Below are 22,862 nucleotides of genomic sequence, written 5' to 3' on the forward strand. Positions count from 1 at the left end.
GGGCGGGGCGGGGCCGGAGCGGGCGCGGACCCTCCGGGGCGGCAGGCGGCGGCCGAGGACGGACTCAGACCTGCTCGGCGGCCAGCGGCGGCGCGGCGGCGCCGGTGATGGCCGGGACCTCGGCGTCGGAGGCGCGGACCAGGCGTGGCCCGGCCGGGCCGTAGACCCCGCGAGGCTCGGGGAAGAGCGCCAGCAGCACCAGATAGAGCACGGCCGCGGTCGCCAGCCCCAGGGGGAGGGAGATGTCGACGCCGCCGGCGAGGTCGCCGAGCGGGCCGACGAACTGCCCGGGGATGTTGACCGACAGGATGGCCATGGTCGCGGCGAGGAGCCAGGCGGCCATGCCCCGCCAGTTCCAGCCGTGGGTGAACCAGTAGCGCCCGCCGCGCTGGCGGCGGTTGAAGACCTGCAGGGCCTCGGGGTCGTACCAGCCCCGGCGCGTCACGTAGCCGAGCATCATGATCACCATCCAGGGGGCGGTGCAGGTGATGATCAGGGTGGCGAAGGTGGAGATGCTCTGGGTCAGGTTGAGCGCGAAGCGGCCGAGGAAGATGAAGCCGATCGACAGCACGCCGATGAACACCGTCGCCTGCACCCGGGTGAAGCGCGGGAAGACGCTGGAGAAGTCCAGTCCGGTGCCGTACAGCGCGGTGGTGCCGGTGGACATGCCGCCGATCAGGGCGATGAGGCAGACCGGCAGGAAGTACCACGCGGGTGAGACCGCCAGCAGGCCGCCGACGTAGTTCGGGGCGGCCGGGTCGACGTAGTCGGCGGCCTTGGTCGCGATGATCGACGCGGTGGCCAGGCCGAAGAAGAACGGCAGGAGCGTGGCGAGCTGGGCCAGGAACGCCGCGCCCATCACCCGGGTGCGCGGGGTCGCGGCGGGGATGTAACGCGACCAGTCGCCGAGGAAGGCGCCGAAGGAGATCGGGTTGGAGAGCACGATCAGGGCGGCGCCGATGAACGACGGCCAGAACGCCGGGTCCGCCGTGGAGGCGAACACCCCCGGGTAGGACGGGTCGAAGTCACCGGCGAAGGCGAGGACGCCGAGCACGAACAGCACCGAGGCCGCCGCCACCGCGATCTTGTTGACCAGCAGCATGAAGCGGAAGCCGTACACGCAGACGACCAGCACCAGCCCGGCGAACAGCGCGTACGCCAGGCCGTAGGAGAAGTCCGACTCCGGCAGCCCGACCAGCCGGTGCGCGCCGCCGACCAGGGCGTCGCCGGAGGACCAGACCGAGATCGAGAAGAAGGCGATCGCGGTGAGCAGGGAGAGGAACGAACCGACGACGCGGCCGTGCACCCCCAGGTGCGCCGAGGAGGAGACGGCGTTGTTGGTGCCGTTCACCGGGCCGAAGACGGCCAGCGGCGCGAGGATCAGCGAGCCGACCACCAGGCCCAGCACGGTCGCCGAGAGCCCCTGCCAGAAGGAGAGACCGAACAGGATGGGGAAGGCGCCGAGCACGCAGGTGGCGAAGGTGTTCGCGCCGCCGAACGCCAGGCGGAACAGGTCGATCGGGCGGGCCGTGCGGTCGGCGTCCGGGATGCGCTCGACGCCGTGCTGCTCGATCTCGGTGATGGACGGGGCGTCGCTCATGGGGTCTTCTCCGGGGAGGGCGCGGACAGCGCCAGCAGGCTGACGAGGTCGTAGGCGACGTGGGAGGCGGCCACCGAGGTGATCTCGGCGTGGTCGTAGGCGGGAGCGACCTCGACCACGTCGGCCCCGACCAGGTTGGTCCCGGCCAGGCCGCGCAGGATCTCCAGCAGCTCGCGGCTGGTCAGGCCGCCCGCCTCCGGGGTGCCGGTGCCGGGGGCGTGCGCGGGGTCGAGCACGTCGATGTCGATGGACAGATACAGCGGCCGGTCACCGATCCGCTGCCGGAGCGCGTCGACGACCTCGTCCACGCCCCGGCGCATCACGTCGGCCGAGGTCACGATGCCGAAGCCCATGCGCCTGTCGTCTTCGAGGTCCTTCTTGCCGTACAGCGGGCCGCGCGTGCCGACGTGACCGACCGCCTCGGTGTCGAGGATGCCCTCCTCGACGGCCCGGCGGAACGGCGTGCCGTGGGTGTACTCGGCGCCGAAGTAGGTGTCCCAGGTGTCGAGGTGGGCGTCGAAGTGGAGCAGCGCCACCGGTCCGTGCCTGCGGGCCAGGGAGCGCAGCAGCGGCAGCGCGATCGTGTGGTCGCCGCCGATCGTCACCAGCCTGGCCCCGGCGTCCTGGAGCTCGCCCGCGGCGTGCTCGATCGTCTCGACCGCCTCACCGATGTCGAACGGGTTGCAGGCGATGTCTCCGGCGTCGGCCACCTGCACGGCGGCGAACGGCGAGACGTCCAGACCCGGGTGGTACGGCCGGAGCAGCCGGCTGGCCTCGCGGACGGCCGAGGGGCCGAAGCGGGCGCCGGGCCGGTAGGAGACCCCGCTGTCGAACGGCACCCCGACCACGGCCACGTCGCAGCGGCCGACCTCGTCCAGCCGCGGCAGCCGCGCGAAGGTGGCCGGGCCGGCGAAACGCGGGACGCGGGAGGAGTCGACGGGCCCCCGAGGTTCGGTCATGCGGCTCGGTCCTTTCACGAAAGAGCTGGTCAGCGAGATGTTTGGGTCAGTCTGCGATGTTTCGCCCACTGTATGCAATTGTGTGACCAACGAAGCGTTACGGTGTTTCTTGTGGCCGAACACAGACTCACGGTCGAGGAGCTGACCCGCTTCCCCGCCCTGCAGCTGCGCGTCATCGCCGGTGAGGCCGGGCTGGCCCGGTCGGTGTCCTGGGCACACGTCAGCGAGCTCGACGACCCCACGCCCTGGCTGCTCGGCGCCGAGGTGATCATGACGACGGGCCTGGCGATCCCCCGCTCCGCCGCGCGGCAGCGGGCCTACCTCGAACGGCTCGACGACGCCGGGGTGTCCGGGCTGGCCCTGTCGGCCCAGCTCCACGTGCCGCCGCTGCACGAGGCGTTCTTCGCGGCGGCCGAGGAGCGGAGCATGCCGGTGCTCGAAGTGCCGCTGGCGGTGCCGTTCATCGCCATCGCCCAGGAGGTGGCGGCGGCGGTGCAGGAGGACGCCCGGCAGCGGCTCGGCGCGCAGTTGCAGGTGTTCGGCGCGCTGCGCTGGCTGGCCTCGGAGGACCTGGACACCGCGACGCTGTTCCGCCGGCTGGAGCGCCTGTCCGGCTACGAGGTGTATCTGTGCACGCCGCAGGGGCGTCCGCTGCTGCCCGGCGTCCCGGTGCCCGACCTCGGGACGCTGCCGGCGTCGGCGGACGCTCCCCCGACGATCCCCGGCGGCTTCGCGCTGCCGGTGCCCGCCCCGGGCGGCCCCGCCGGGTTCCTGGTCGCCTTCGAGCGGGAGGGCGCGCGCCCGGCCGGGCTGGCCGTGGTGCAGCACATCGCCACCGTCGCCGCGCTACAGGTCGCGATGGTCCGTCACGAGCGCGAGACGCTCCGGCGCGAGGGCGCCGAGATCCTCGCCGAGCTGCTGCAGGACGTGCTCGACCCGGCCACGGCCCGGCGGCGGCTGATCCGGCTGGGCCTGCCCGCCGAGGAGCTCGTCCTGCTGACGGTCCGCGGCGTGACCGACGACGCGCTGCTGCGCGCCCTCGACGACCGCCCCTGCCTCCTGCTCCGCCGGGGCGACGACCGCCACGTGCTCGGCTCGGCGGAGCTGGGTACGGCCGTCGCCGCCCTGCCCGCCGCCGCGGCCGGGATGAGCAGGCCGTTCCCCGCCGGGACATCGCTGCGGGTGGCCCGGCGGGAGGCGGCCTGGGCGGCCTCCCGGGCCGCCGAGTCCGGCCAGCCGCTGATCCGCTACGGCGACGACACCACCGGACGGTGGCTGCCCGAGGACCCGTCGGTGCTGGCCGCGCTCGTGGAGCACGTGCTCGGCGAGGTGCTCCGCTACGACGCGGCCCACGACTCCCGGCTGCTCGCCTCGGTCCGCACCTGGATGGAGCGGGACCGGCGCACCGAGGACGCGGCGGCGGCGCTGCACATCCACCCCAACACGCTGGCCTACCGGCTGCGCAGGTTCACCGCGCTGACCGGCCGCGACCTGTCGTCCACCGGGGCGTTCGCCGAGGTGTGGCTGGCGGTCCGGGCCGCCGGACAGCTCGGCCTCACCGACTGAGACGCTCCGGGTGAGGGACGGGCCGACGCCACCGGGGAGGGCGGGGCCGGGGTTCACCGGCTGAGGTGCGCCTCCAGGACGTCGGCGACGCCGGTGAGGAACTCGTCCACCTCGCCGACGGCGTAGCCGGGCCGGAGCATCACCGTGGCGAACCTGGCCGCGCGCACGTCACCGGGGGTGACAGGCTGGTCGGTGGTGCCGCGCAGGGTGGCGACGACCCGGTCGAGGAAGGCGTCCACCTGGTCCTCGTTGTAGCCCATGCCCAGCCGCCCGGCCCGGAAGGCGGCCCGCTCGATCCAGGCCGCCTGCTCCTCGGGGGTCGGAAGCCTCCCCGGCCACTCGGTGGACACCTCCTCGCCCTCCGCCGGGAGATCACCGGCCCACGCGTCTCCGGCGGCCGGCCCGGAACCGGCGGGCCCGGAACCACCGGCGGGCGGAGAGGCCTCGGCGGACGAGGGAGCGCCGGCGGCCGGGGGGCCTCCGGCGACCGGAGGAGCACCGGCGGACCTGGAACCACCGGCGACCGGAGAAGCACCGGCGGACGCGGGAACGTCTGCGGACAGGGCGCTGCCGGGCCACGGGTCCTCCGCGGCGGACAGGGGCGCCTCGGCGGCGGACGGGGGCGGCGGCTGCGGGGCCGGGCGCGGGCGGGCGGGCACCGGTCCGCCGTTCCCGGCGGACCGGGTCTCGACCGCCACGATGAACGCCTCCAGCGCGAAGTCCACGGCCATCTCGTTGTAGCCGCCGAGCTTCGTGCGGAAGCGCGCGTCGCGGATCTCATCCGCGGTGATCGGCTCGCCGTCCAGGGAGCCCCTGCCGAGGGTGCCCTCGATCCGGCGGATCAGGGCATCCACCTGGTCGGGGTCATATCCGGCACGCACCCCCAGCACCCGTGGAAAACGGTTCAACCCCGGATCCCTCCTGTCCCGTCCGCGATGTTCATCATTGTGATCGGACACGGCTGGTAAAGCGAGTGATCGCGGTAAGGTGACCGCCTATGCGCCTTTCCGAGGTGTCCTTCCGATATTCACGCCGTGCCCCCTGGATCCTGCGGGACGTCGAGCTCGCGCTCCACCCGGGCTCCGTCGTCGAGGTCACCGGGCGCAACGGTGCGGGCAAGTCCACGCTGCTGCGCCTGCTCGCCGGGATCATCCCTCCGTCCCGGGGTTCGATCACCGACCGGCCCCGTGTCGTCGGCTACGCCCCCGACGTCTTCCCCGTGGACCAGCCGTTCACCGTCACCGCCTACCTGACCCACATGGCCAGGATCCGGGGCGTCTCCGCCGCCTCCGCCGAGGAGCTGGCCGGCCGGCTGAACGCCACCCACCTGCTGTCCCAGCCGCTCGGTGACCTGTCCAAGGGCAGCGCGCAGAAGATCGGGCTGATCCAGGCGCTGCTGGTCCCGCCCGGCCTGCTGATCCTGGACGAACCCTTCGCCGGGCTGGACGAGCAGACCCGCACCGAGCTCCCCGTGATCATCGGCGAGATCGCCGCCGCCGGCGGGACGGTCGTGGTCAGCGACCACCAGAACCAGCTCCAGGACTTCCCCGGCGCCGACCACTGGCTGGTCGCCGCCGGCGCGATCACCGCCCAGGCCGGGGACCGGCCACGGCAGGCGGTCATCGAGGTGCTCGTGGACGCCGCCGAGGCCGAGGAGGTCGAGCAGAAGCTCCGCGCCGACGGCTACACCACCAGGCGCCTCCAGTGACGGCCGGGAAGCCTCCTCCGAGCGGCGGCGCCGTCTCCCGGCCGGGCGCCTTCGCAGCCCTCCGGCGCCCGCCGCATGCCCGGAGACACCAGTGATCCCGCCCCGACGCGCCGGCGTCCAGCACCTGTCCGGGAGACGCCGATGACGCCCCTCGTCCGTTTCAAGCTGGCCGCCTACGCCCGGTCGCACCGGCTGTTCCAGCCGATCGTCGGGCTGCTGGCGATGCTGGCCGTCTTCTACTCCTCGACGGTCCCGCCGGGCAAGGAGCTGTCCTCCTACGCCGACTCGGCCGGGCTGCTCGTCCTCGTCTTCGCCTGGGCGGCCCGGGGGCTGCTCGACACCGAGCCGGCGACGCAGCGGCTGATCTCGATGACCGCGGCCGGCCGGCCCGGCCGGGAGGTCGGCGCCGGGCTGCTCGCCGCCCTCATCGTCAACCTCGCGATGGCGGCGACGGCGGTCACGGTCCCGCTGGTCATCGGCTTCGCCGCCACGCCCGCACCGGTCGACCTGGTCCAGGGCGCCGTGCTGCACCTGCTCGGCCTGAGCGTCGGGACGGCGCTGGGCGCGCTGACCAGCAGGCCGATCCTGCCCTCCCCCGCCGTCTCGATGCTGGCCCTGTTCGGCGGCTATCTCGTCCTGCTGCTGGTCAGCCTCACCCCGGCGGGCCGTTTCACGGTGCCGATCATGCCGTGGATGCGCGCGGCGAACGCCGGCACGCTCAGCGGGGCCCTGCTCGCGCTCGCCGCCGCGGCGCTGTTCTGGTCGGTGGCGGGCATGACCGTCTACGTACGGCTGCGCCGTACCCGTCCCTGAGCGCCCGGCGGCGGCCCCGGCTCCGGCGGTGTCCGCCGCCCGCAGGACCGCCGCGGCCGGCCGCCGGTGTCCGTCGCGACGCGCCGCCGGCGGCGGCAGCCGTACGGCCGCCCGGGCGGCGGGCTACTCGGCGGCGGCGAGCTGGCCGCAGGCGCCGTCGATCTCGCGGCCCCGGGTGTCGCGGACGGTCACCGGGACGCCGTGGAACTCCAGGCGGCGGACGAAGGCCCGCTCGTCCTCGGGGCGGGAGGCCGTCCACTTCGAGCCCGGGGTCGGGTTGAGCGGGATCAGGTTGACGTGCACCAGCTTGTTCTTGATGAGCTTGCCGAGCAGGTCGGCCCGCCATTCCTGGTCGTTGATGTCCTTGATCAGGGCATACTCGATGGAGACGCGGCGCTTGGTCTTGGCCGCGTAGTCCCAGGCCGCGTCGAGGACCTCGGCGACCTTCCAGCGGGTGTTGATCGGCACCAGGGTGTCGCGGAGCTCGTCGTCGGGCGCGTGCAGGGACAGTGCCAGCGTCACCGGCAGGCCCTCGGCGGCGAGCTTGCCGATCGCGGGGACCAGGCCGACGGTGGAGACCGTGACGCCCCGGGCGGAGATGCCCAGGCCGGAGGGCGAGGGCTCGACCAGCCGGCGCACGGCGCCGATCACGGCCTTGTAGTTGGCCAGCGGCTCGCCCATGCCCATGAAGACCACGTTGCTGACCCGGCCGGGACCGCCGGGGACCTCGCCGGCGGCCAGGGCCCGCGCACCGGCGACGACCTGCTCGACGATCTCGGCGGTGGTCATGTTGCGGGTCAGACCGGCCTGGCCGGTGGCGCAGAACGGGCAGTTCATGCCGCAGCCCGCCTGGGAGGACACGCACATGGTGGTGCGGTCGGTGTAACGCATGAGGACCGACTCGACCAGCGCGCCGTCGAACAGCCGCCACAGTGTCTTACGGGTGGTGCCGCCGTCGGTCGTCATCTCCCGGACCGAGGTCAGCAGCTTGGGGAACAGCGCGGTGGCGATCTTCTCCCTGGCCGTGGCCGGCAGGTCCGTCATGAGCTCGGGATCGCCGTTGAACTTGTCGAAGTAGTGCCGGGAGAGCTGGTCGGCGCGGAAGGGTTTCTCACCCAGCTCGGCGACGGCCGTCCGCCGCTCGGCCATGGTCAGGTCGGCCAGGTGACGCGCGGGCTTCGCCCTGCGAGGCGCCACGAAGGTGAGCTGGCCGGGTGCGGGGGTCCCGGACGGGCTGACAGTCGACAAGTCCAACGCCTTCTCTCAACGGTTACTCGAAGCGGTAGTCGACTCTGATCTAGAGTCCGGAGGTATGGCGACAATCCGCCCCTCAGGCGAGCGGGGAGACGGCGTCGAGGTCGTGCTCACCGACATCAATCCCTACGGGAGCCGCACCCTGGTGGTCGAACGCGACGAGACTTCCTCGGTAGCTTACCTGTGCGGGGCCGGAGGCATTGTGCACGGAGCGGTATGGCTGGCCAACCACGGCCCGGCTCCGGCGGTGATCGACCTGGACCGCCTGAACTCCGGGCTGCCCCCGACGGCGCCCCGGGCGAACACCCGGCACCCCGACGGCAGGCCCCCGCTGGGCACGCTGCGACCGCTGTGGTTCGAGGAGGGCGACGGCGTCGCCCTGTACGAGAACGACGGACTGCTCGCCGTCATTCCTGGTTGGGCGGACACGGGCAAGGGCATGCCGGGCTACTCCCGTGACGCGGTGGGCGAATCACCGCTCGCCTGGTCGCTGGATGAGGCCCGCGAGAGCCTGGACCTCCGGCTGGCCAAGGCCCGCGCCTACTGGGAATGGCGGGGCAGCGACGGCGCCTGGGCCTCCTTCCAGCAGTTCGTGATGGGCCATCTGGACCGGGCGGTGGGGAGCGCGGGCCGGTTCTGGGACGCCGGGGGCGACCGGCTGCCCACGGTCGGCATCACCGAACGGCCGCCGGAACCGGGGCGGGAGCACACGGTCCTGTCCACGGTGGGGATGAGCTGCCAGCGGATGCCCACCGTGGAGCAGTACATCGACCGCCCGGACGCCTACGCCCGGGTGGAGCTCGCCGTCGCCACCTCCGGCGACGCGCGGGACGCCGCCCGGCTGTTCCTGTGGCTGGGCCAGTATCCGTGGCACTCGGTCACCTGGCTGGGCCACGGCCACACCGCGAAGTGGTATCACCGGCCGGAGACGTTCCCGCTCGGCCCCGCCTACAGCGGCGTCGTCATGCTGACCGGGCTGCCGGGCCTGCCGGACCTGTCGGGCTTCACCTTCGGCGGAGACGCCGTGCAGTGGCTCTGGCTGGTCCCGATCACCGCCGACGAGCTGCACCTGGTCGCCGAGCACGGCTACCGGGCGCTGCTCCCCCGGCTGTCGGCCGACCGGCTCATCCGGGCGGGATGACCGGCGGGTCCCGGAGGGCGTCAGACGAGCAGGGAGAGCAGCGCCCAGACCGGGATCAGCGCGGCGACGAGGGAGTCGAGCCGGTCCATCAGACCGCCGTGGCCGGGCAGCAGGGTGCCCATGTCCTTGACGCCGAGGTCCCGCTTGATCACTGACTCGACCAGGTCGCCGAGCGTGGCGAAGACCACCACGACGGCGCCGATCAGCACGCCCTTCCAGACGGCGCCGTCCAGCAGCCACGCCACCAGCCAGCCGCCCACGGCCATGCACGCCAGCGCCGACCCGGCGAAGCCCTCCCAGGTCTTCTTCGGGCTGATCAGCGGGGACATCTTGTGCTTGCCGAAGGAAATTCCTGCGAAATATCCGCCTATGTCACTCGCGACCGTGGTGGCGATGAAGACGACCACCCGGTCGGGGCCGTCGAGCGGATGCGCGAGCAGCAGCGCCACGAATCCGGCGAGCAACGAGGGGTAGACCACGACCAGGACGGTCGCGGTCATGTCGCGGACGTAGCCCTCGGTGCCCTGGAACATCCGCCACATCATCAGCACGAGCACGGTCATCGCGAAGACGCCGACCAGCCACGCGGGCCCGCCCCAGTAGGCGCCGCCGATCATGGCGGCCATCCCGGCCAGGACCGGGATCAGCGGGACGTTGATGTCCCTGGCGGCGAACGACTTGACCAGTTCGGTCACACCGACGCCCACCGCCGCGATCACCACGGCGAGGAAGAGCTCCTCGACGAAGTAGAGGGAGCCGATGGCCACAGCTCCCAGTCCGGCGCCCACCGCGATCGCGACGGGAAGATTCCGGCCGGTACGGCTGCCGCCCGCCGCAGATTCCAAGGGGGTCCTACTCTCATACACAAAATCCTTGTCCCGCGCGGACCTCCGCGCGAGACAAGGATGAGGGGCTCAGACTTCGAGCAGCTCGGCTTCCTTGTGCTTGAGCAGCTCGTCGATCTTGGCAACGTGCTTCTGGGTGAGGTCGTCGAGCTCCTTCTCGGCGCGACGCACCTCGTCCTCGCCGGCCTCGCTGTCCTTGACCAGCTTGTCGAGGACATCCTTGGCGCTGCGGCGGATGTTGCGGATGGAGACCCTGGACTGCTCCGCCTTGTTCCGGGCGACCTTGATGTATTCCTTGCGGCGCTCCTCCGACAGCTCGGGGAAGGCCACACGGATGACCTGACCGTCGTTACCGGGGTTCACACCGAGATCGGAGTTGCGGATCGCCTTCTCGATCGCGGCCATCGAGCCCTTGTCGAAGGGCTGGATGATGACCATGCGAGCCTCGGGGACGTGGAACGAGGCCAGCTGCTGAATGGGCGTGGGCGTCCCGTAGTACTCAGCGCTGATCTTGTTGAACATCGACGGGGTGACACGGCCCGTGCGGATACCGGCGAAGTCGTCCTTCGCCACCGACACTGCCTTGTCCATCTTTTCCTCGGCTTCGAGGAGGGTATCGTCGATCACAGCGGCTCCCTGTCTTCTCGGTCACTCACCATTTGCTCACTCGCTTCGCGGGACGCTCCTCCGTCGCGTACCACTCCACTCGCTACGTCAGGCTCGCTCCCTATTTCCCTGCCGGACTCACCAGCGTGCCGATCTTCTCACCGTGCACCGCCCGGAGGATGTTGCCCTCGCCCATGAGGTCGAAGACCACGATGGGCAGGCCGTTGTCCATGCACAGGCTGATGGCGGTGGCATCCATGACACCGAGGCCGCGGGTCAGCACCTCACCATATTCGAGGTGGTCGAACCGGACGGCGTCGGGGTTCTTCCGGGGGTCGTCGTCGTAGACGCCGTCCACCTGAGTGCCCTTGAGCAGCGCCTCGGCACCGATCTCCAGCGCGCGCTGCGCGGCGCAGGTGTCGGTGGAGAAGAACGGCGAGCCGAGCCCGGCCCCGAAGATGACCACGCGCCCCTTCTCCAGGTGGCGGATGGCGCGGCGGGGCAGGAAGGGCTCGGCGACCTGCTGCATGGTGATGGCCGTCTGAACGCGGGTCTCGATGCCCCGCTTCTCCAGGAAGTCCTGGAGGGCCAGGCAGTTGATCACGGTGCCGAGCATGCCCATGTAGTCGGCCCTGGCGCGGTCCATGCCGCCGGCGGACAGGGCGGCGCCACGGAACATGTTGCCACCGCCGACCACGACCGCGACCTGCACGCCCTTGCGGACGGCCTCGGCGATCGAGTCGGCCAGGTGGCCGACGACAGCGGGGTCGATGCCCTGCGGCTCTCTGCCGGCGAACGCCTCGCCCGACAGCTTCAACATGACCCGCTTCCAACGGAGCGGGCCCGGATACGACGAAACCGCCGACGTAGCGGGTTCTGAGTTCTCCGACACGGCGGCGGCCTCCTCGTTTAGTGCTCTGCTGCTGAGAGAAGCTGAGTTAAGACTAAGCCTGACCGACCTTGAAGCGGACGAAGGCCTGCACCTTGACGCCGTTCTCGTCGGCGAACTTCGCGATGGACTTCTTGTTGTCCTTCACGAAGGCCTGCTCCAGCAGGGTGAAGTCCTTGTACCAGCCGTTGATGCGGCCGTCGACGATCTTGCCGATGGCGGCCTCGGGCTTGCCCTCCTCGCGGGTCATCTCCTCGAAGAGCGCGCGCTCCTTCTCGATGACGTCGGCGGGGACGGCGTCGGCGTCGAGGTACTTCGGAGCCATCGCGGCGGCGTGCTGCGCGATGTCCTTGGCGACCTGGGCGTTGGCGCTGTCGAGCTGCACGAGAACGCCGACCGCCGGCGGGAGCTGCGGGTCGGTCTTGTGCATGTAGGAGCCGATGAAGCCACCCTCGAGCACCGCGAAGCGGCGGATCTCGATCTTCTCGCCGAGCGCGGCGTTGGCCTCGTCGAGGTGCTCCTTGACGGACTTGCCGTCGAGCTCGGACTCCAGCAGGGCGGGCACGTCGGCCGGCTTGGTGTCCAGGATGTGCGCGACGACCTGGGCGGCGAGCTCCTGGAAGCGCTCACCCTTGGCGACGAAGTCGGTCTCGCAGTTGAGCTCCAGCAGCGCGGCGGCGGAGTCGCCGGACTGCTTCAGGGCGACCAGGCCGTTGGAGGCGGTGCGGGCCTCACGCTTGCCCACGTCCTTGGCGCCCTTGAGGCGCAGGAGCTCGACGGCGCGGTCGAAGTCGCCCTCGGACTCCTCAAGAGCCTTCTTGCAGTCCATCATGCCGGCGGCGGTCAGCTCACGAAGCCGCTTGACGTCGGCCATGTTCACGGAAGCCATTGTCTTTTCCTCGTGGGGATCATCACTGATCTCAGAAGTCGGCATGAGATCAGGTGGCTGGGTGGATCGGGTGGGTGCCTCGACTGAGCGCACCCACCCGGAGGAGCCTTGCGGGTCCGTACGGCTGGGCCGTACGGGAAGGGCCTAGGCCTGCTTCTCGGTGCCCTCGGCCTCGGCGGTCTCGGCCTCGGCGTCGTTCTCGGCGACCGGGGCGGCCTCGGCCGGAGCCTCGGCGGCCGGGGCCTCGGCGGCCGGAGCGGCCTCGGCGCCGGCGAGGAGCTCCTGCTCCCACTCGGCCAGCGGCTCGGCGCCACCGGCGACGGCCGGCTTGTCGTCGCCGCGGTTGGCGCCGGCGCGGGCCATGAGGCCGGCGGCGACGGCGTCGGCGACGACGCGGGTCAGCAGGCCGACGGCGCGGATGGCGTCGTCGTTACCCGGGATCGGGTAGTCGACCTCGTCCGGGTCGCAGTTGGTGTCGAGGATCGCGACGACCGGGATGTTGAGCTTGCGGGCCTCGCTGATCCCGATGTGCTCCTTCTTGGTGTCGACGACCCACACCGCGCTGGGGACGCGGGACATGTCGCGGATACCGCCGAGGGTGCGCTCCAGCTTCTCCTTCTCACGCCGGCGCATGAGGAGCTCCTTCTTGGTGAGCCCCGACGCGGCGACGTTGTCGAAGTCGAGCTCCTCGAGCTCCTTCAGACGCTGAAGCCGCTTGTGCACGGTGGAGAAGTTGGTGAGCATGCCACCCAGCCAGCGCTGGTTGACATACGGCATGCCGACACGGGCCGCCTGCTCGGCGATGGCCTCCTGGGCCTGCTTCTTCGTGCCGATGAACATGATCGTGCCGCCGTGCGCGACGGTCTCCTTGACGAAGTCGTAGGCCCGGTCGATGAAGGCCAGCGACTTCTGCAGGTCGATGATGTAGATGCCGTTGCGCTCGGTGAAGATGAAGCGCTTCATCTTCGGGTTCCAGCGACGGGTCTGGTGACCGAAGTGAACGCCGCTCTCGAGCAGCTGTCGCATGGTGACGACGGGGGTGGACATGTGATTGTCCTCCAGGTCGGAGCGCCCACCGGGGCGCTGATCTCGGTTGACGCGGCAGCCTGCGGCTGTCGCCCTGATGCCCCGAGCCGGCTCCAGCCGGGCTCTCACCCGGACCGAGGGGACGGCTCTTGACGGGGCATGCGAAGTCGGCCCACGAGTGGCAGGCCATCGAAAAGTGTACCCGTAGACGGGCCTCGCCCTGACCTCAGCACGTCAAGGCCGGCCTATCGTTCCTGATCGTTTCCGGCTGGGATCCGCGGCGCCGGCCGCCGCGCCCGGTCACTCCCGGGGCAGCCCGTGCGGCCTCCGCTCGGCGTGCGGGAAGAGGCTGATCTGGGCTTCGGAGATCCGCGCGCCGGCCGGGGCCCGCTCCCGCTCCCGGTTGGTGAGCCGGTAGGGGGCGATCAGCTCGTCGATCTGCTCGCTGAGCCGCTTGAGCTCCTCGGCGTCCACCAGCAGGAGTGCCCGGCTGAACACCGATGCCGCCCGCCACTCGGGGGACTCTCGGTCGAAGTTGCCCAGTGCCCGGGTCACCTCGTCGGCCGCCCGGTCTCGCACGGCCTTGATCAGCAGGTCCTTCGCGGCCCGGACCTCGGGCCGGTCGTCCGGCTCGGGGCTGACGGTCAACCCCCCGCCGGGGGCGGCCCGCCACAGGCGCTCCCTGCCGTCGCCGCGCGCCGGAGCGTCCTCGGCGAAGCCGTACTTGGCGAGCATGCGCAGGTGGTAGCTCGCCGCGCTCGGCGTGACGCCGACGACCTCGGCCATGTCGGTCGCGGTGGCGGGCCCCCCGGTCTGGAGCCGGTTCAGGATGGCGAGCCGCGCGGGATGGGCGAGCGCGCGCATCGCCATGGGATCGGTGAGCGGCCTGCGTGCCTCGGTCATGTGCAAACCGTACCCATTTCAGATCTGAAGCATTGCCTTCACAACTATGAAGGATTATCTTCATAGTTGTGAAGCGTTTCTTTCAGAAAGCAGCGTGATCCCCGTGTTCCAGCCCCTCCCCCTGCGCAAACAGCGTGACTACCGGCTGCTGCTGTCCGCCCGCGCCGTCTCCGAGACCGGCACCGAGGTCTCCCGGCTGGCCGTGCCGCTGACCGCCGCCACCCTGCTCGGCGCCTCCCCCGCCCAGATGGGCATGCTCGCCGCCGCGACCTCGCTGCCCTACCTGCTGATCGGGCTGCAGGCGGGCGCGGTCGCCGACCGGCTGAGGCGGCACCGGCCGGTCATGATCGGCTGCGAGGTGGTCTCGGCCCTCGCCATGGCCACGATCCCGCTGGCCTGGATCGCCGGGCTGCTGACCGTGCCGTGGCTGATCGCGGTGGCGTTCACCGTCGGGACCTGCATGGTGATCTTCCGCGCGGTGAACTTCCCGCACATGGTCGCGGTGGTGCACGACAGCCAGCGGACCGAGGCGCTCGCCGGCTTCCAGTCGGCCTACTCCCTGGCGAGCGTCGGCGGCCCCGGGCTCGCCGGGCTCCTCGTCCAGCTGATCACGGCGCCGTTCGCGATCGTGGTCAACGCGGTGTCGTTCCTGGCCTCCGCGTTCCTGATCCGGGCGATCAAGGCCCCCGAGGCCCACACTCCCGCTCCCCCGCGCGGCATGTGGACCGAGATCCGCGAAGGTCTGCGCAGCGTGGCCGGGCACCCGACGCTCCGCGCGCTCGCCGGCTGCGGAATGACGATCAACTTCTTCGGCCCCGCCTTCATCGCGCTGTTCGTGATCTACTCGCTCAACGTGCTCGGCCTGCCCGCCGGGCTGGTCGGCGCGCTCACCGCCTTCGCCGGCGTGGGCGGCCTGCTCGGCGCCGCGCTCACCCCGCGCCTGGCCCGGCGGTACGGCGAGAACCGGCTGCTGGTCCTCTCGGTGCTGCTCTTCCCGGTCGACTTCGTGGCCGCGGCGCTCGCCTCCGGTCCGACGTGGGCGAAGTTCCTTCTCATGTCCGCCAGCACGCTGGTCACCGGTATGGCCATCGTGGCCTTCTCCATCTGCTTCGGCGCCGTCGTCCTCCGCGAGGCCCCCGCCGAACTGCGCGGCCGGGTCAACGCCACGATGACCTTCATGATCCAGGGCGTCGTCGCTCTGGGCAGCCTCACCGGCGGCCTGCTCGGCGAGCTGCTCGGGCTCCGTCCGGTGCTGTGGATCTGCGCGGCCGGGGTGCTGCTCACGATCCCGTGGATCTGGTTCTCCCCGCTCCGCGACTCCTCCGCACAGCCAGCACGATGAAGCCGGTGGCCAGCCAGACCAGTCCGACGAGCTTGGCGAGGGGGGCGGCCAGGGCGATGATCCAGATCGCGACCAGCCCGCCGGCCACCGGCACCAGCAGGTGCCGCCACCAGTCCCGGCTCCCACGCCGGACCCGGAAATATCCGATCACGGAGGCGTGCAGCATCGCGAACGCCGCCAGCGCGCCGATGTCCACGATCGAGACCAGGACATCGAGGCCGTCGTCCCGGCTCGCCGCCCAGACGGAGACCGCCAGCGTGATCGCCCCGGCACTGAGCAGCGCCACCCTGGGCGTCCCCGACCTGGGGTCCACCGCCGACAGCCCGCGAGGCAGCCCCCCGCCCCTGGCCATGCCGTACAGCAGCCGTCCGGCCGCCGCCACCGCGGCCATCGCGGCGAACGCCGGGCCCACCGCTTTGGCGATCTTCATCAGGGTGGCCAGCCAGGGCGAGACCGACGCGCCGGTCACGTCGTAGAACGCCGTGCCCTGCGCGGCCGGGTGCGCGGCCAGCTCCGCCGGGGGCACCGGGTCCAGCACCCCGGCCAGATAGCTCTGGAGCACGAACAGCAGCCCGGCCACCCCCAGGCAGAGCAGCACCGCCCTGCCCACCTGGCGGGAGTCGCCGCTGGCCTCCTCGGCGAAGGAGGCGATGGCGTCGAAGCCGAGGAACGACAGGACCGCCACCGAGACGGCGCCGATCACCGCGGCCGTCGTCGTCCCCCCGAGCCCGGTGAACGGCGACAGCCACGGTCTGGCCGGCCCCTCGCCGATCAGCACGGCCACCGCCATGACCACGAACACGGCCAGCACCACGATCTCGGCGAGGAGCACCACCAGACCCACCCGGGCGGCCAGCCGCACTCCGGAGACGTTCAGCGCCGTGGTCACCACGAAGGCCAGCGCCGTGAAGGCCCAGGCCGGGACGGCCGGGAAGAGCGCGTGCAGCGCGATCCCGGAGAACAGGTAGGCCACGCTGGGGATGAGCAGATAGTCGAGCATCACCAGCCAGCCGGCCAGGAACCCGGCGCCGCGTCCCAGCCCCGCCGACGCGTAGGCGAACACCGACCCCGCCTCCGGCACCACCCGCGACATCTGCGCATATGAGACGGCGGTGAAGGCCATGGCGATCGTCGCGATGACGTAGACGAGAGCCACCGCGCCGTTGCTCTTGGCGTCGAGCACCCCGAACACGCCGACCGGGGCCAACGGCCCGATGAACAGCAGCCCGTAGACGATCAGATCCCGGGCCGAGAGCGTGCGGCGCAGGGCGACCCGCTCTTCCACCTCGTGTTCTTCCACGTCAGTCCCCCTTTTCCGAGGCTACGGGGACTGCTTTCCCGAGGCTACGGGGGACCGCCCAAGGCTACGGGGACCGCCCCGCCGCCGGGATGGCGGATGCTCCCCCACCTCGGCAGCACCGCCGCACGCCCGGCCCGGCCACCGTACGGCGGCGCTCGCGCCCACCCCGGCCACACAGCGTCTCCGAGACCCCACCGACCTCACACGGACACACCGGCGTGCCACACGGCCCCGCGAGATCCCACCCACATGGGCGCGGACTCACCGGGGTGCCACACGGCCTCATGAGATCCCATGAGACGACACGACGACCCACCGATATCGGCGCAGCCCCAACTACGCGCCACACGGCCCCACGAGATCCCGTACGACGGCACGCGACCCCACCGACCTCACACGGACCCACCGGCGTGCCATGCGATGGCGGCCGGACGGGAACGGTCGATGTCCACAGCCGGGGAGCACCCGTCCACAGAATGCCGCTCGGCGCGCTCGGGGCCGACGGGGATCTCTCATCCTCGGGAACGTGAACCCTCTCCGTGCCCTCGGGATCCGAGCCTCACTGCCCGCCCTGCTGACCGCGCTGCTGTCCGCCGCACCGGGGGCGGCGGGTGCGCACAGCCCGATCGGCAGAGACGGCACCACCGCCCAGGGCGGCACCATCGACCCGAGCACCCAGAGCAGCGCCGGCGGCCCCCGCAGCGCCATGGCACAGGACGGCCCGATCGGCCCTGTCAGCCGGGTCAGCCGGGTCAGCTCGATCGGCGGTGGCGGGGCGCCCGAGCCCTGGGCCCGTTGGGACTGGCCGCTCGCCGGGCGGCCCCGCGTGCTCCGCGGCTTCGCGCCCCCGGCCCAGCCCTGGCTGGCCGGGCACCGAGGGGTCGATCTCGCCACCGCGCCCGGAGCGGAGGTTCACGCAGCCGGGGCCGGGACGGTGGGTTACGCGGGGCCGCTCGCGGAGCGGGGTGTGGTGACGGTCCTCCATGCCGACGGCCTGCGGACGACCTACCTGCCTGTCCGTCCGTCGGTACGGCGCGGCCAGACAGTGGGTCGGGGCGAGGTGATCGGTGCCGTCCAGGACGTTCCCGGTCACTGCCCGGCCACCTGCCTGCACTGGGGCCTGCTCCGCGACGACCTGTATCTCGACCCGCTGCTCCTGCTGGGCCACGGCCAGGTCCGGCTGCTCCCCGTCTGGCCCGCACCCCAGGGTCACACCGGCGACGGACCAGAACCCCGACCACACCAGTAACGGAAGCGGAGCCCGATCACACCAACAACGGAGGCGGAACTCGACCACACCAGTGACGGGGGCGGAGACCGATCACACCAGTGACGGAGCAGGACTCCGCCCACACCAGTGACCGAGCGGGGCCCGATCACACCAATAACGAGGACGGAGCCTGATCACACCAGTGGCCGACCGGGACCCCGACCGCACCAGTAACGGAAGCGGAGACCGATCACACCGGGGGCCGACCGGGACTCCGCTCACATCAGTGACGGAGCGGAGATCCCTTCTGGTGGGGAGGCGCCGCTTCTGGGACGGAGCGCTCTCATCGGCCCGGTGGTCTTTCGGGGCGCAGGCGCCATCCTCGGGGGACGCGCTCGATGTGTCCGGCGGCGGCCAGGCCGCCGAGGCAGGACAGCACGGTCTCCAGGTCGACGCCCGCGGCCACCGCTATCGTCGCCGGGCCCGCGCCGGTCCGGGCGGGCACGGCCTCAAGGACCCTGCGGGTGTCGGGATCCAGCCGGTCGCGCGGGAGCACCGGGCCACGCGCTTCGGGGGCAAGGTCACCGCCCATCGCCCCGACAAGCTCGATCATCTCCTCGGGGGTGGTCACACAGACGGCCGTCCCCTGCCGGATCAACCGGTGACATCCGGCCGAGGTCTGCGAGGTCACCGGCCCCGGCACGGCGGCCAGGTGGCGGTTCAGCGAGATGGCGTGCCCCGCGGTGTTGAGTGCCCCGCTGCGCACGGCCGCCTCGATCACCACGGTGCCCCGCGACAGCGCGGCGATGAGCCGGTTGCGGACCAGGAAACGCGGCCGGATCGGGGTGGCGCCCATCGGGCACTCGCTCACCAGCACCCCCTGCGAGCGCACTGCCGCGAACAGCGAGTGATGCGCGCTGGGGTAGGCGATGTCGGTGCCGCAGGCGAGCACGGCGACGGTCGGCGTCTCACCGGCGAGGGCTCCGCGGTGGACAGCCCCGTCGATGCCGTAGGCGCCGCCCGAGACCACGCTCCAGCCGCGTTCGCTCAGCCCGGCTCCGAAATCGGCCGCGACATGCGTGCCGTACGGTGTGGCGGCCCGGGAGCCGACGACCGCGACCGACCGCAGGCAGGAGAAGCGCAGGTCGGCCTCGCCGTGGAGCCAGAGGGCATGGGGACCGGACTCGCCCAGGTCGCCCAGCTGGGTCGGCCATTCAGGGTCGCCGGGGATCACCAGGCGGGCCCCGTGGCGCTCCCCTTCGGCCAGGTCACGGGCGGGATCGGCCGTCTCCAACCGGGCTGCCCAGGAGGCGAACATCCGCTCAAGCCTGGCCGCGAGCCGCTCCTGCCGCGAGCCGGCCGGGCCCGGATGGCGGGACCGCGTGAACCACCGGGCGAACTCCGGATCGGGGCGCCCCCGGCGGACCTGGCCGACGGCGGCCTGCGGGCCTCGGGAGGCGACGAGCCTGCCCATCACCTCGTCACCGGGCTCGGCCAGCCGCATCAAGGTGACCCGGGCGAGCCGCTCGCTCACCGCTCCTCCCCCAGCCACAGTCCGAGCGCGGTGTTGGTCTCCTCGACCTCCGGTCTGTCCCTGCCGCCGAGGTCGGCCAGGGTCCAGGCCACCCTGAGCACCCGGTCCAGCCCCCGGGCGCTCAGCTCGCCGCTGTCCAGACAGCGGAGCAGGGGGGACATCGCCTCGGGTCGCGGGCGGTATTCGGCGTGGAGCGCGCGGGTCGGCATCTCCGCGTTGCACCGCCACGGCCTGCCCGCGAACCGCTTGGCGGCACGTCCGCGGGCCAGGAGCACCCGCTCGGCCACCACCCGGCTCGGCTCGATGAACCGGCGGTCGGCGAGGAGCTCGCGCCGGGTCGACCGGTGGAGGGTGGCCTTGACGTCGATCCGGTCGAGCAGCGGGCCGGAGAGCCTGGACAGGTAGCGGCGGCGGACCGCGGGGGTGCACCGGCACGGGTCCTCGGGACTGGACGGCTGCGCGCACGGGCACTGGTTGGCGGCCAGCACCAGCATGAACCTGGCGGGGAAGGTGACCGAGCCCAGCGCCCTGGAGACCGTCACCCGGCCCGATTCGAGCGGCTGCCTGAGCGAGTCGAGGACGGTCGCCGGATATTCGGGGGCCTCGTCCAGGAACAGGACTCCCCGGTGAGCGAGCGACACCGCGCCCGGGCGGATCACCCCGCTGCCCCCGCCGATGACGGCCGCGACGGTCGCGGTGTGGTGGGGCGCCACGAACGGCGGGCGGGTCAGCAGCGGACGGTCGGCCGGCAGCACCCCGGCGACCGAGTGGATCGCGGTCACCTCCAGCGCCGCATCCCGCTCCAGCGGCGGGAGCAGGGTGGGCAGCCGCTCGGCGAGCATCGTCTTGCCGGTGCCCGGCTGGCCCAGCATCCAGAAGTTGTGGCCGCCGGCGGCGCAGACCTCCAGCGCGCGGCGGGCGGCGGGCTGGCCGGCCACGTCGCCGAGGTCGGGGGCACTCTCGGAGGGGCCGTCCGGGACGAGCGACCGCGCGCCGTCCGATCCGCCGGCGGGGCCGGGGAGCCCGGCGGACGGGGTGTGCTCGGCCAGGGGCACGTTGACCGGGTCGTCACTGCGCAGCCAGCTCACCAGCTCACCCAGTGTGGCGACGGGGATCACGGTCACGTCCGGCACGAGCGCGGCCTCGGCGGCGTTGTGCGCGGGGACCACGACGGTGCCGGTTCCGGCCCCGGCCGCGGCGAGCACGGCGGGCAGCACCCCGCGCACCGGTCTCACCGAGCCGTCGAGACCGAGCTCGCCGAGGAAGAACAGCCGGGCGACCTTGGCACGGGGCACGGCCCCGGCCGCCGCGAGCAGGGCCACGGCGATCGCCAGGTCGAAGACGCTTCCGCGCTTGGGCAGGCTGGCGGGGAACAGGCTGACGGTGATCCGCGCATCGGGCCATCCGTAGCGGCTGTTGACCACGGCCGAGCGGACCCGGTCACGCGCCTCGCTCAGCGCGGTGTCCAGCATGCCGATGAGGTGCAGGCCCGCCATGCCTGCGCCGACGTCGGCCTCGACGTCGACGAGATGGCCTGCCACCCCGACCAGCGCGATGCAGCGGGTGCGGGCGACGGTCACGGTGTCGCCTCCTGGGCGGCACGCACGGGGCGCAGCCGGTCCGGGCAGCGGCCCGGAGTGGGGCCGCTGCCACCCCTGGGCGTGCCCAGGGGGCCGGCGAGCCGGTGGGAGCCCGCCTCGGGCGAGGCGGCCGTCAGCCGGAGCAGCGAGCGGCAGGGCTCGGACATCTAGCACACCCCCCGCTCGTGGCGGAGGACGAGATCTCCGGCGAACCGCTCAAGGGCGATGACGTCGACGCGGATGGAACCGTATCGCTCAGGCCGAGTGGCCAGCCACCTGACCGCGAGCCTGCGCAGACGGGAGAGCTTCGCCTCGGTGACCGCCTCGAAGGCGGTGCCGTGGCTGCGGCCGGAGCGGGTTTTCACCTCCACCACGACGAGCGCCCGCCCCTCCCGGGCGACCACGTCGATCTCCCCGTCCGGGCACCGCCAGTTGCGATCCAGGATCTGCATGCCGTGCGCCAGCAGATAGTCGACGGCGACCTGTTCGCCGTGCCTGCCGAGCTCGTCCTTCGCGGCCATGGAACCACCTCCGGTCCCAGACCTTCGCTCAGCTCGCCCCGGTCCCGGCGGACCGGATCCGATTCTGTGGATACTCAGCCGGACGCGGGCCGCGCCTGTGGAGAACTCCTCAGTTGGAGAAACCCTCCTTGGGCATCTCAAGATCCGGCTTGGCCAGCTCCTCGACGTTGACGTCCTTGAAGGTGACCACGCGGACGTTCTTCACGAACCTCGCCGGTCGGTACATGTCCCAGACCCAGGCGTCCTGCATCTTCACGTCGAAGAACACGTCGCCGTTCTCGGCCGTCCGGACGTCGAGGTCGACCGAGTTGGTCAGATAGAAGCGCCGCTCGGTCTCCACGACGTAGGTGAACAGTCCGACGACGTCGCGGTATTCACGGTAAAGCTGCAGCTCCATCTCGGTTTCATATTTCTCGAGATCCTCTGCGCTCATACCGATCCTCCTGTTGCACGCCTTCCGGCCCGCCCGATCAGGCGAGACCGGCCCCCATTTCATTCTCACCCATCAGCCCACCGGGCCCGGACCGCGCCACCGTCGCGAACGAGAATCGGTGGGCCGGACACGGGCCGTGAGTTTCGAGCGCCCTGCGATGGCTCACGGTGCCATACCCCTTGTGCACGGCGAAACCGTACTCGGGATGGCGCTCGTCGAGCGCGGTCATCATCCTGTCGCGTGTCACCTTCGCCACGATCGAGGCGGCCGCCACGCAGGCCGCGACCTGGTCTCCCTTCCACACTCCGAGCGACGGCACGGGCAGGCCCGAGACGGGGAACCCGTCGGTGAGCACGTAGCCGAGGTCACAGGACAACCGGGCGACGGCCCGGCGCATTCCCTCGATGTTGGATCTGTGCAGGCCGCGCGCGTCGATGTCGGCCGGTGGGATGACCACCACGCTGACCGCCTCCGCGGCCGCCATGATCAGCTCGTACAGCGACTCGCGCCGGGAGACGGTGAGCAGCTTGGAGTCGTTCAGGCCGCCGATCCGGCGGCTGAGGACCACCGCGGCGACCACCAGCGGGCCGGCGCAGGCGCCCCGGCCGGCCTCGTCGACGCCGGCCACGGGACCCAGCCCACGGCGGGTCCGAGCCTGTCCGGTGATCTGCTCAGCATCCACCGGCTGCTGGCCTCCCCGACGCAGATCCAGCGGCGTCTCCGGACGATCGCCGACCTGCGGT

The 22,862-nt window shown here is 71.9% G+C and carries 23 protein-coding genes; 6 read left to right on the plus strand and 17 right to left on the minus strand.

The window, feature by feature from the left end; translation table 11 throughout:
- Nucleotides 1–64: 64 nt before the first annotated feature.
- Nucleotides 65–1,600, minus strand: a complete 1,536-nt coding sequence (locus ACWDS7_RS14210) for a purine-cytosine permease family protein (RefSeq protein ID WP_451929623.1) — start codon at nucleotides 1,598–1,600, stop codon at nucleotides 65–67.
- Nucleotides 1,597–2,559, minus strand: a complete 963-nt coding sequence (gene speB, locus ACWDS7_RS14215) for an agmatinase (protein ID WP_306856632.1) — start codon at nucleotides 2,557–2,559, stop codon at nucleotides 1,597–1,599. Before speB ends, ACWDS7_RS14210 begins: the two co-directional genes overlap by 4 nt.
- Before the next feature lie 111 nt (nucleotides 2,560–2,670).
- On the opposite strand from speB, the gene ACWDS7_RS14220 reads away from it, so the two are divergent.
- Nucleotides 2,671–4,125, plus strand: a complete 1,455-nt coding sequence (locus ACWDS7_RS14220) for a PucR family transcriptional regulator (protein WP_306856631.1) — start codon at nucleotides 2,671–2,673, stop codon at nucleotides 4,123–4,125.
- Between the two features lie 53 nt (nucleotides 4,126–4,178).
- On the opposite strand, the gene ACWDS7_RS14225 is transcribed toward ACWDS7_RS14220, so the two are convergent.
- Nucleotides 4,179–5,033: a DivIVA domain-containing protein gene (locus ACWDS7_RS14225; RefSeq protein WP_451929624.1), complete on the minus strand. Its 855-nt coding sequence runs from the start codon at nucleotides 5,031–5,033 to the stop codon at nucleotides 4,179–4,181.
- A gap of 89 nt (nucleotides 5,034–5,122) precedes the next feature.
- Here ACWDS7_RS14225 and ACWDS7_RS14230 point away from each other — a divergent pair, with 89 nt between their 5' ends.
- The gene (locus tag ACWDS7_RS14230) at nucleotides 5,123–5,833 is read left to right on the plus strand and encodes an ATP-binding cassette domain-containing protein (RefSeq protein ID WP_451929625.1); all 711 of its coding nucleotides are present in this window, start codon (nucleotides 5,123–5,125) and stop codon (nucleotides 5,831–5,833) included.
- Between the two features lie 141 nt (nucleotides 5,834–5,974).
- Nucleotides 5,975–6,646 carry a hypothetical protein gene (locus ACWDS7_RS14235; protein WP_451929626.1) on the plus strand — a complete coding sequence of 224 codons (672 nt, stop codon included), beginning with the start codon at nucleotides 5,975–5,977 and terminating at the stop codon, nucleotides 6,644–6,646.
- A 123-nt stretch (nucleotides 6,647–6,769) separates the two neighbouring features.
- On the opposite strand, the gene rlmN is transcribed toward ACWDS7_RS14235, so the two are convergent.
- Nucleotides 6,770–7,894, minus strand: coding sequence for a 23S rRNA (adenine(2503)-C(2))-methyltransferase RlmN (gene rlmN, locus ACWDS7_RS14240; protein ID WP_306856627.1), 1,125 nt, complete (start codon nucleotides 7,892–7,894; stop codon nucleotides 6,770–6,772).
- Nucleotides 7,895–7,958: 64 nt separating this feature from the next.
- Between rlmN and ACWDS7_RS14245 the strand changes: the two genes are divergently transcribed.
- The gene (locus ACWDS7_RS14245; protein ID WP_451929627.1) at nucleotides 7,959–9,041 is read left to right on the plus strand and encodes a suppressor of fused domain protein; all 1,083 of its coding nucleotides are present in this window, start codon (nucleotides 7,959–7,961) and stop codon (nucleotides 9,039–9,041) included.
- A 20-nt stretch (nucleotides 9,042–9,061) separates the two neighbouring features.
- Here ACWDS7_RS14245 and ACWDS7_RS14250 read toward each other — a convergent pair whose 3' ends face one another.
- The 6 genes from ACWDS7_RS14250 to ACWDS7_RS14275 form a co-directional block, all read right to left on the minus strand.
- Nucleotides 9,062–9,886 carry a phosphatidate cytidylyltransferase gene (locus ACWDS7_RS14250; RefSeq protein WP_306856625.1) on the minus strand — a complete coding sequence of 275 codons (825 nt, stop codon included), beginning with the start codon at nucleotides 9,884–9,886 and terminating at the stop codon, nucleotides 9,062–9,064.
- 69 nt (nucleotides 9,887–9,955) lie between these two features.
- The gene (gene frr / locus ACWDS7_RS14255; RefSeq protein ID WP_306856624.1) at nucleotides 9,956–10,513 is read right to left on the minus strand and encodes a ribosome recycling factor; all 558 of its coding nucleotides are present in this window, start codon (nucleotides 10,511–10,513) and stop codon (nucleotides 9,956–9,958) included.
- Between the two features lie 100 nt (nucleotides 10,514–10,613).
- The gene (pyrH, locus tag ACWDS7_RS14260) at nucleotides 10,614–11,312 is read right to left on the minus strand and encodes a UMP kinase (protein ID WP_306856623.1); all 699 of its coding nucleotides are present in this window, start codon (nucleotides 11,310–11,312) and stop codon (nucleotides 10,614–10,616) included.
- Between the two features lie 124 nt (nucleotides 11,313–11,436).
- Entirely contained in the window at nucleotides 11,437–12,270 is an 834-nt protein-coding gene (gene tsf / locus ACWDS7_RS14265) for a translation elongation factor Ts (protein WP_306856622.1), read from the minus strand.
- Nucleotides 12,271–12,414: 144 nt separating this feature from the next.
- Nucleotides 12,415–13,317, minus strand: coding sequence for a 30S ribosomal protein S2 (gene rpsB / locus ACWDS7_RS14270; RefSeq protein WP_451929628.1), 903 nt, complete (start codon nucleotides 13,315–13,317; stop codon nucleotides 12,415–12,417).
- Between the two features lie 279 nt (nucleotides 13,318–13,596).
- Nucleotides 13,597–14,199 (minus strand): ArsR/SmtB family transcription factor, encoded by a 603-nt coding sequence (locus tag ACWDS7_RS14275; RefSeq protein WP_451929629.1) that lies wholly within the window; start codon nucleotides 14,197–14,199, stop codon nucleotides 13,597–13,599.
- Nucleotides 14,200–14,302: 103 nt separating this feature from the next.
- Here ACWDS7_RS14275 and ACWDS7_RS14280 point away from each other — a divergent pair, with 103 nt between their 5' ends.
- Nucleotides 14,303–15,541, plus strand: coding sequence for an MFS transporter (locus tag ACWDS7_RS14280; RefSeq protein ID WP_451929630.1), 1,239 nt, complete (start codon nucleotides 14,303–14,305; stop codon nucleotides 15,539–15,541).
- On the opposite strand, the gene ACWDS7_RS14285 is transcribed toward ACWDS7_RS14280, so the two are convergent.
- A complete protein-coding gene (locus ACWDS7_RS14285; RefSeq protein ID WP_451929631.1) occupies nucleotides 15,480–16,841 on the minus strand; it encodes an APC family permease in 1,362 nt (453 codons plus the stop codon). The genes ACWDS7_RS14280 and ACWDS7_RS14285 overlap by 62 nt on opposite strands.
- Before the next feature lie 526 nt (nucleotides 16,842–17,367).
- Between ACWDS7_RS14285 and ACWDS7_RS14290 the strand changes: the two genes are divergently transcribed.
- On the plus strand, nucleotides 17,368–18,090 hold the full coding sequence (locus tag ACWDS7_RS14290) for a murein hydrolase activator EnvC family protein (RefSeq protein ID WP_451929632.1): 723 nt from the start codon (nucleotides 17,368–17,370) through the stop codon (nucleotides 18,088–18,090).
- A 304-nt stretch (nucleotides 18,091–18,394) separates the two neighbouring features.
- On the opposite strand, the gene dprA is transcribed toward ACWDS7_RS14290, so the two are convergent.
- The 6 genes from dprA to ACWDS7_RS14320 form a co-directional block, all read right to left on the minus strand.
- Entirely contained in the window at nucleotides 18,395–19,585 is a 1,191-nt protein-coding gene (gene dprA, locus ACWDS7_RS14295; RefSeq protein ID WP_306856616.1) for a DNA-processing protein DprA, read from the minus strand.
- Nucleotides 19,582–21,165 (minus strand): YifB family Mg chelatase-like AAA ATPase, encoded by a 1,584-nt coding sequence (locus tag ACWDS7_RS14300; protein ID WP_451929633.1) that lies wholly within the window; start codon nucleotides 21,163–21,165, stop codon nucleotides 19,582–19,584. Before ACWDS7_RS14300 ends, dprA begins: the two co-directional genes overlap by 4 nt.
- Nucleotides 21,162–21,332 carry a hypothetical protein gene (locus tag ACWDS7_RS14305; RefSeq protein ID WP_451929634.1) on the minus strand — a complete coding sequence of 57 codons (171 nt, stop codon included), beginning with the start codon at nucleotides 21,330–21,332 and terminating at the stop codon, nucleotides 21,162–21,164. Before ACWDS7_RS14305 ends, ACWDS7_RS14300 begins: the two co-directional genes overlap by 4 nt.
- A complete protein-coding gene (locus tag ACWDS7_RS14310; RefSeq protein ID WP_306856613.1) occupies nucleotides 21,333–21,686 on the minus strand; it encodes a YraN family protein in 354 nt (117 codons plus the stop codon). It abuts the gene before it with no gap.
- Nucleotides 21,687–21,795: 109 nt separating this feature from the next.
- Entirely contained in the window at nucleotides 21,796–22,119 is a 324-nt protein-coding gene (locus tag ACWDS7_RS14315; protein ID WP_012888569.1) for a DUF2469 domain-containing protein, read from the minus strand.
- Between the two features lie 37 nt (nucleotides 22,120–22,156).
- Entirely contained in the window at nucleotides 22,157–22,801 is a 645-nt protein-coding gene (locus ACWDS7_RS14320; RefSeq protein ID WP_451929636.1) for a ribonuclease HII, read from the minus strand.
- Nucleotides 22,802–22,862 lie beyond the last annotated feature (61 nt).

It is taken from the genome of Streptosporangium sp. NPDC003464, assembly GCF_053588315.1.